The sequence below is a fragment of the Corallococcus llansteffanensis genome, assembly GCF_003612055.1.
GTDB classification, from domain to species: Bacteria; Myxococcota; Myxococcia; order Myxococcales; family Myxococcaceae; genus Corallococcus; species Corallococcus llansteffanensis.
This window is the reverse complement of sequence record NZ_RAWB01000528.1, coordinates 1-6,992: the sequence shown is the minus strand read 5'-3', so window position 1 is coordinate 6,992 and position 6,992 is coordinate 1. Positions and strand designations below refer to the sequence as shown.

Below are 6,992 nucleotides of genomic sequence, written 5' to 3'. Positions count from 1 at the left end.
CCCCGCTGCTCCGAGCGCTCCCGCGATGCTGGCGCCCGCCGCCGCGCCCGCGACTCCCGCTCCGCCGCCCGCGCTGGACGCGAACGGCCAGGTGCGCCCCATCTACCTCACGCCGCCGCAGACGCTCTCCGGCACCGGGCCCGTCATCGGCATCGACCTGGGCACCACCAACTCCTGCGTGGCGCTCCTGTCCAACGGCCGGCCCATCGTGCTGCGCTCGCGCGAGGGCTACAACACCATCCCTTCCGTCATCTCGCTCAACGCGCAGAACAAGCTGCTCGTCAGCCACCGCGCGAAGAACCAGCTCGTCCTGCGCCCCACGCACACCATCTACGGCGCCAAGCGCCTCGTGGGCCGTCCCTACGACAGCGCCGTGGTGAAGCAGGTCCGTGAGCGCTTCCACTACGAGATCACCCCTGACGCAGCTGGCCGCGCCGCGGTGCGCCTGGGCAACGACGTGCTGTCGCTGGAAGAGGTCCAGGGCATCATCCTGCGCGAGTGCAAGGAGATGGCCGAGACCCACCTCAACCAGAAGGTGGAGCGCGCCGTGGTGACGGTGCCGGCCTACTACTCCGAGCCCCAGCGTGAAGCCGTCCGCAAGGCGGGCACCATGGCCGGCCTCAAGGTGGAGCGCATCCTCAACGAGCCCACGTCCGCGGCGCTCGCGTACGGCCTCAACCGCGAGCTCAACAAGAAGGTGCTCGTCTACGACCTGGGCGGCGGCACCTTCGACGCGACCATCCTGCGCATCGAGAAGAACGTCTTCGAGGTGCTGGGCACCGGCGGCGACATCTTCCTGGGCGGCATCGACTTCGACAACCTCATCGTCGACTTCCTCCTGGAGCGCTTCCAGGAGAAGGAAGGCATCGCGTTCAGCGGAGATGGCATCGCCCTCTCCCGCGTGGGCGACGCCGCCGAGCGCGCGAAGATGGCGCTCTCCGAGCGCAACACCTTCGAGGTCCACATCCCCATGTTGATGATGGACGACGGGGGCCGTCCCAGGGATTTGCGCGTGATGATGTCGCGCCAGGACCTGGAGAAGATCTGCGACCCGCTGCTCAACCGCACCATCGACGTGGTGCGCGACGTGCTCCTGGACTCCAAGCTGCGCGCCGCGGACGTGGACGACATCATCCTCGTGGGTGGCATGAGCCGCATGCCGCTGGTGCGCGAGAAGTTGAAGGGCCTGTTCGGCAAGAACGCGCAGGCGAGCGTCAACGCGGACGAGGCGGTGGCGCTGGGCGCGGCGCTGTACTCGGGCTCGGTGGACAAGGTGAGCAGCGTGGTGCTCATCGACGTGCTGCCCATGACCATCGGCGTGGCCATGCCCGGCGGCGGCTTCAAGCGCGTCATCGAGCGCAACAGCCCGCTGCCCGCGCAGCGCTCGTTCGCCATCAGCACGTCGCAGGACAACGAAGAGCGGATGGAGCTGTCCATCTTCCAGGGCGAGGACAACCACATCTCCGCCAACGAGTACCTGGGCACCGTGCGCGTGGAAGGCCTGCCCAAGGGGCCCAAGGGCTCCGTGCGCGTGGCCGTCACCCTCAAGCTCGACTCGGAATGCGTGCTGCACGTGGAGGCGCGCGAGTACTCGACGCGCAAGGAGGTGAAGGCCACGCTCGCCACGCGCTACTCGCCCGAGGAGCTCCAGAAGCAGCTCCAGGTGAGCAAGGAGGCCATGAGCGCCGCCGAGGAGCGCCGGGGCGCCGACCTCAAGGACCGCGCGGGCCGCTTCTGGGGGTTCGTGAAGAAGGCCCTGGGCCGCGGGAAGTAGACTCGCTGCCCATGACCGCCTCCGCCCCCCGCTACATGGCGCGCTTCCGTTGCATCGCGGAGGCGTGCGAGGACACCTGCTGCGCGGGGCTGACGGTGCCCATCAGCGAGTCGCGCTGGAGCCTGCTGCGCCAGAAGGTGGCGGGCGGCCCGGACGAGGCGCGCGTCGCCGCCCTCATCACCCCCAACCCGGGCGACACCACGGGCTCGCAGGCGGGCATCCTGGGCAAGCGCGCGGACGGACACTGCGCCTTCCTGGATGAAGCGAAGCTGTGCTCGCTCCAGCGCAAGCACGGGGAAGCGGTGCTGCCGGATGGCTGCTCCGTCTTCCCCCGCGTGCTGACGCGTTGGGGCGCGCGCGTGGAGATGGCCGGGTCGCTCGCGTGTCCGGAGACGGCGCGCCTGTGCCTGCTCGCGGACGACGCGCTGGTGCTCGAATCCGTGGACGAAACGCAGGCCCTGCGTCCCCAACTCGCGCGACAGGTGGCCTCTGGCGACGACGCGTGGACGGCCCACGCGGACGCCGTGCGCGAGGCGATGCTGCGGCTGCTCGCGCGGCGCGAGGTGCCCTTCTCCACGCGGCTCTATGCCCTGGGACGGATGGCGCTGGACCTGGGCGACTTCTACTTCCCGGGGACGACGGCGTTCGCGCAGGGGACGACGGCGTTCGCGCAGGAGGCAACGGAGCTCCGGATGAGCGCGGAGGCGACGGAGCTCCGGCCGAGCGCGGAGGCGGCGCCGCCGGATGCCGCCGAGGCCCCGCGCACCGCCGATGCTCGGCTCACGGGCATCCTGCGTGACGCCGGCTCCATGGACGCGCTGGAGGCCCTGCGCGGGCAGCTCGAAGCGCTGGAGCTGCCCGGAGGCCCGTGGGCCGGCATCTGCGGCGCCGTGCTCCGTTCGCGCGAGGCCCACGTCTCAAGCCCGCGCTTCCTCTCGCTCATGCGCGACGTGCGCGCGGCCTACGGTGGCGCGGACACCTCCCCGGACGAGGCGTGGCGCCTGCACGTCACCCGGCGCACGGCCCTGGAGTCCCTGCGCGGGGAGCGCGTGCAGCAGTACTTCCTGCACCACGCGCTCAACCACGTCCTGCGCCACCCGTTCACCGAATCCCAGAGCCTCCTGCGCGCCGTGTTCTTCCTCGTGCTGCGCGCGTCCGTGGTGCGCTGGGTGCTGCTCGGGCACCCGGCCGTGGTGGCGCTGCTCGACAGCCCCGGCACGCCCGTCGCGACCCTGGACGCCGCCGCCGTGGAGTGCTTCCAGCTCGTCGCGAAGCACGTCGAACAGGCGCCCCAGTTCCTGGAGTTCGCGGAGGGGCTGGCCGGCGAAGGTCCGGAGACCTTCGCGCGGCTGCTCATCCTCGTGAAGGGCCTGTAGCCCTCAGCCCGGGCCCTTCGGCTTCGCGCCCAGCTGCTCCATGGCCCGCTGGAACGCCGGGTACTCCTGCGCGCCCTGGATGGCCACCTTCTCTCCCAGGATGAACGTGGGCACCGCGCGGATGCCCATCTCCTGGGCCTCGCGCACGGACTCCTCCACGACCTGACGGTAGCGGCCCTCTTCCACCGCGCGCTGCAGGGCGTCCGGATCCAACCCGGCCTCCTCGCCCGCGCCGCGCAGCGTGCTCCACTGCCAGAGGTCCTCCCCGTCGCTCCAGTAGCGCCGCAGGATGGCCGCCTGGAAGGGCTCCAGCTTGCCCTGGGCGCGCGCGTACTCCGCCGCCTCGTGCGCCCGGCGCGTGGACGGGATGACGTCCCGCTGCACCATGGTCAGCCCGGCCGCGGCGGCGCGGAGCTTGAGCGGGTTGTTGGGGTTCTTCATCCCCTGGCGCACGTAGTCGGGCAACGGCAGCCCTTCCGGGGGTGTCTCCGGGCGCAGGAAGTAGGGGTGCCACTCCACCTGGACGTCGTATTCCTTCTTCAGCTTCTCGACCTCACCGAGGCCGACGTAACACCAGGGTCAAACGAAGTCGGACCAGATGTGGATGACGATGGGAGCGTTCATGCCCCTGTCTCTAGCACCGTGCGTCAGGGCCTTCCACCCCTCGCCGCGGGCTGCATCCAGCGGTGGACAGCGCCCCCTCCTGCGGGCACGGTCCAGCTCCCCTTTCTCCAGGAGCAACCTCCTTGTCCCTGTCGCTTCTCGCGGCCCTGGCCCTCGGCGCGGGCCCCGCGCCCGCCCCCCGTCCGTTCAACCAGCAGGACCTGGTCACGATGCGCCGGGTCAGCGCCCCGCGCGTGTCGCCCGACGGCCGCCAGGTCGCCTTCGTCCTGCGCTCCACCGACCTGGAGGCGAACCGCGGTCGCACCGACCTGTGGCTCGTCAACCTGGATGGAACGAACCTGCGCCAGCTCACCGCGCACGCGGACAACGACGCGGAGCCGGTGTGGGCCCCCGACGGCAAGAGCCTCTTCTTCCTGTCCTCGCGCGGCGGCTCCTCGCAGGTGTGGCGCCTGCCCGTGGACGGCGGCGAACCGCAGCCCGTCACGCAGCTGCCGCTCGACGTGGGCAGCTTCGCGCTGTCACGCGACGGCCAGCAGCTCGCCGTGTCGATGGAGGTGTTCCCCGACTGCGGCACGCTCGCCTGCAACACCCAGCGCAGCGCGGACGCGCAGAAGAAGAAGAACACCGGCCGCGCGTATGATCAGCTCTTCTTCCGCCACTGGGACAGCTGGAAGGACGGCACGCGCTCGCACCTGTTCGTCGTCCCCGTGGCCGGCGGCACGCCCGTGGACGTGATGAAGGGCATGGACGCGGACGCGCCCAGCAAGCCCTTTGGCGGCGCGGAGGAGTTCACCTTCACGCCGGACGGCAAGGGGCTGGTGTTCGCCGCGCGCGACGCGGGCCGCGCCGAGGCCTGGTCCACCGACCTGGACCTGTTCGTGTCGAACATCGACGGCAAGTCGAAGCCGCGCAAGCTCACCGAGAAGAACCGCGCCACCGACACGAGCCCCGTGTTCAGCCCGGACGGCAAGACGCTCGCGTACGTGGCCATGTCACGCCCCGGCTACGAGGCGGACCGCTTCCGCGTCATCCTCCGCGCGTGGCCGGGCGGCCAGGAGCGCGTGCTCGCCGAGGACTGGGACCACTCCGCCGGCTCGCTCGCGTGGAGCCCGGACGGCACCGCCCTCTTCACCACCGCCGGGGACGTGGGCCAGAACCCCGTGTTCGCGCTGGACGTGGCATCCGGCAAGGCGCGCCGCCTCACGCAGGCCGGCAACGCGGAGGGCGCGCAGCCCGCGGCGGACGGGCAGCTGGTGTATGCGATGGATGACCTGGACTCGCCCGCGGACCTCTGGGCCTCGAAGGCGGACGGCACCGGCGCGCGGCAGCTCACCCAGATGAACAAGGAGGCGCTCGCGGGCCTCAGGTTCGGCGCCTTCGAACAGTTCGAGTTCAAGGGCTGGAACAACGAGACCGTGCGCGCCTTCGTCGTGAAGCCCGTGGACTTCGACCCCAAGCGCCAGTACCCGCTCGCCTTCCTCATCCACGGCGGACCGCAGGGCAGCTTCGGCAACCACTTCCACTACAGGTGGAACCCGCAGGTGTACGCGGGCCGCGGCTACGTGTCCGTGATGGTCGACTTCCACGGCTCCACCGGATACGGCCAGGCCTTCACCGACTCCATTCGCGGTGACTGGGGCGGCAAGCCGCTGGTGGACCTGCAGAAGGGCCTGGAGGCCGCGCTCCAGCGCTACCCCTTCATCCACAAGCAGAAGCGGTGCGCGCTGGGCGGCAGCTACGGCGGGTACATGGTCAACTGGATCGCCGGCAACTGGCCGGACGGCTTCCAGTGCCTCGTGAACCACGACGGCAACCTGGACGAGCGCATGGCCTACTTCGACACGGAGGAGATCTGGTTCCCGGAGTGGGACCACGAAGGCACGCCGTGGGAGAACCCCCAGTCCTATTCGAAGCACAACCCGGTGGACCACGTGGCGAAGTGGAAGACGCCCATGCTCGTCATCCACGGCGGCAAGGACTACCGCGTGGTGGACACGCAGGGCATGTCCACCTTCACCGTGCTCCAGCGCCGCGGCATCCCGTCCCGCTTCGTCTACTTCCCGGACGAGAACCACTGGGTGCTCAAGCCCCAGAACAGCCTGCAGTGGCACGACGAGGTGCTGGGCTGGTTGGACCGCTGGACGCGCAAGTAGCGCGGGCTCAGGGAATGCCGAAGCAGTCGTCGATGCAGAAGGAGAGGACCTCCGCGCAGGTGCGGTCGACGATGCACTCCGAGCACTCCGCGGTGCGCGCCCGCCGGTCGTCCTGCTCGCTCTCCTTCTCTTCCTCCCAGGCGTTGATCTTGTCGGCGCACTTGCCGGTGTCCAGGTCGGAGTCGAAGCACTCCTTCCGACGGTCACAGATGGTGTCGGCGCTGTTGGAGCAGCCGACGAGCAGGACGGCGAGGCAGGAGGTCAGGGCAATCAGTCGTGACATGGCGCGGCAATATGCATGAAAGCGGCGCCTCCCGGAATGCACTTCGGGAGGCGCCGGCTTCATGCTCCTGCACGGTGTGGAGCGGCTGACTACTTCGTCTTCGTCGCACCGCCGGTGGTGCCGGTGGAGCCGCCCATGCTGCCGCCCGTCGAGCCACCCATGGTGCCGCTGGGGGTGGTGCCGTGGTTCATGTCGCCGTGGTCCATGGTGCCGCCCTGCATGCCGGAGCCGCCCATGCCCATGGCGTCATCCACCTTGCCGAGCGTCTGGTAGGCCATGTCGCGGTGCTTGGGCAGCTCCTGGGTGAGCGTGGTGATCAGAGTGGCCAGCTCGCCCGTGGCGTTCATGCCGTGCTGCGCGGCCATCACCTTGCCGATGGCCATGTCATGCGCGGCCACCTGGCCGGCCATGTAACTGGAGTCGAACGGCGAGCCCTTGAGAACTTCGAGCTTCGCCATCTCGGCCTTGGCCGCCGCCATCGCCTTGCGCTCCATCTCGTCGAGGGGCTTCGGCTCCGCCAGCTTCAGCTTCTTGGTCGTGGCAAAGGTCATGACCTTCTGGTCGGCGTCCGTGTGCATCTTGATCATGCTCTGCGCGTAGCTCTTCACGTCCGGGTTCTGCGAGTTCTTCTCGGCCAGCTGCGCCTGGAGGATCTCCGTCTGGTTGATGTGGTGCAGGCGCTCCAGGAAGGCCTTCTCGTCCGTGGGGACCATGAAGCCCTTGAACTCGGCCATGCCCTTCATGGGGGCGGGGGCGGCGGGCTTGCCGGAAGGAGGCATGGT

At 69.8% G+C, this 6,992-nt stretch carries 5 protein-coding genes and 1 pseudogene; 3 read left to right on the top strand and 3 right to left on the bottom strand.

The window, feature by feature from the left end; all coding sequences use genetic code 11:
- Both D7V93_RS34100 and fliB read left to right on the top strand, forming a co-directional pair.
- Positions 1–1,774: Hsp70 family protein (locus D7V93_RS34100; protein WP_147451487.1), on the top strand; the 1,774-nt coding region annotated here is incomplete at its 5' end.
- 11 nt (positions 1,775–1,785) lie between these two features.
- On the top strand, positions 1,786–3,150 hold the full coding sequence (gene fliB / locus D7V93_RS34095; RefSeq protein ID WP_120647353.1) for a flagellin lysine-N-methylase: 1,365 nt from the start codon (positions 1,786–1,788) through the stop codon (positions 3,148–3,150).
- 3 nt (positions 3,151–3,153) lie between these two features.
- Here fliB and D7V93_RS34090 read toward each other — a convergent pair.
- Positions 3,154–3,717 (bottom strand): annotated as a pseudogene (locus D7V93_RS34090) (DsbA family oxidoreductase); the annotation flags it as partial.
- A 179-nt stretch (positions 3,718–3,896) separates the two neighbouring features.
- Between D7V93_RS34090 and D7V93_RS34085 the strand changes: the two are divergent.
- Entirely contained in the window at positions 3,897–5,927 is a 2,031-nt protein-coding gene (locus D7V93_RS34085) for a S9 family peptidase (RefSeq protein ID WP_120647351.1), read from the top strand.
- Positions 5,928–5,934: 7 nt separating this feature from the next.
- Here D7V93_RS34085 and D7V93_RS34080 read toward each other — a convergent pair whose 3' ends face one another.
- Complete coding sequence (locus D7V93_RS34080) at positions 5,935–6,210, bottom strand: hypothetical protein (protein WP_120647350.1); 276 nt, start codon at positions 6,208–6,210, stop codon at positions 5,935–5,937.
- 89 nt (positions 6,211–6,299) lie between these two features.
- A partial coding sequence (locus D7V93_RS34075) for a DUF4142 domain-containing protein (RefSeq protein ID WP_147451486.1) occupies positions 6,300–6,992 on the bottom strand: 693 nt, incomplete at its 5' end.